At 74.5% G+C, this 1,163-nt stretch carries 1 protein-coding gene; it reads left to right on the forward strand.

What is annotated here, in order from left to right; genetic code table 11:
* On the forward strand, window positions 1–1,163 hold a 1,163-nt coding region (locus MJ785_RS16720), incomplete at both ends, for an HNH endonuclease signature motif containing protein (protein ID WP_239381679.1).

The following is a 1,163-nucleotide window of genomic DNA, read 5'->3' on the forward strand; positions in this document are numbered from 1 at the left end:
GGACGCCGACGGCCGCGATCTCGCCGCCCGCCACGGCGCCACCAGCACCGCCACCCTGCTCCGCCATCGGCTGCGGCTACGTCCTGGGGACGCCCGGATGCTCGTCGAGCTCGCCGCCGCCCTGGACGGGCCACAGGCCGCGACCGGGCAGGCCCTGCGCGCTGGGAGCATCTCCGCGGAGCAGGCGTGGGCGATCGTGCGAACGATCCGCGGGCTACCCGCGGGTGCCCCGGCGGCGATGGTCGGGGAGGCGGAGGCGTTCCTGCTCGCCCAGGCCGAGGTGTTCGACCCGGCGGAACTGGCCCGGCTGGGCGCGTTCCTGATCACCCAGCTGGCCGATCAGGACCCGGAGCCGGGTCAGGAGAAGGATCCGGCCGACGTGCGGGAGCTGTGGCTGACCGATACCGGGGCGGGCACCACCCGGATCCGCGGCACGCTGGACGCCGAGGCCGCCGCGATGCTGCGGGCGGCACTCGACCCGCTCGCGGCCCCCCGGCCCACCAGCGGCACGAGCGGTGCCGACGACGACGGTGCGGCCACCATCGGCACCATCGGCGACGGCAGTGTGGGCGGCGCGGGTGGTGACGAGCCGCGGGACACCCGGTCGGCGGCGCGCCGCCGTGCCGACGCGCTGGTCGAGCTGACCGCTCGGGCGTTGGACACCGGAACCCTGCCCACCCAGGGCGGGCAACGCCCTCACATCGCTGTGCTGGCGCCGCTGTCCGCGTTTCTCGGTGAACCCGGCGCGGCGCCCGCGCAGACCAGCTGGGGCCTTCCGTTACCCGCTGCGGTCCTGGCCCGGCTGCGCTGCGACGCTGAGATCACCCGGGTTCTGCTCGGCCCTGCCGGGGTGCCGTTGGATGTGGGTCGCAGCCAGCGGATCGTGCCCCCCGGCCTGCGCCGGGCGCTGGCCGTCCGGGACCGCTGTTGTTCCTTCCCGGGCTGTGACCGGCCGTCGGGCTGGTGCGAAGCCCACCACGTGATCGAATGGTCGCAGGGGGGTCGTACCGCCCTGGACAACCTCACACTGGTATGCGGCCGGCATCACCGCCTGTCACATCATAGCGACTGGGAGATCCAGTTCGGTGGCGACGGCATCCCCGAATGGATCCCACCGGGATGGATCGACCCGGCTCGGACCCCCCGGCGCAACCCCTTCCGCC

The sequence above is a fragment of the Protofrankia sp. CiT1 genome, from assembly GCF_917627335.1.
In the GTDB taxonomy this organism is placed as follows: Bacteria; Actinomycetota; Actinomycetes; order Frankiales; family Frankiaceae; genus Protofrankia.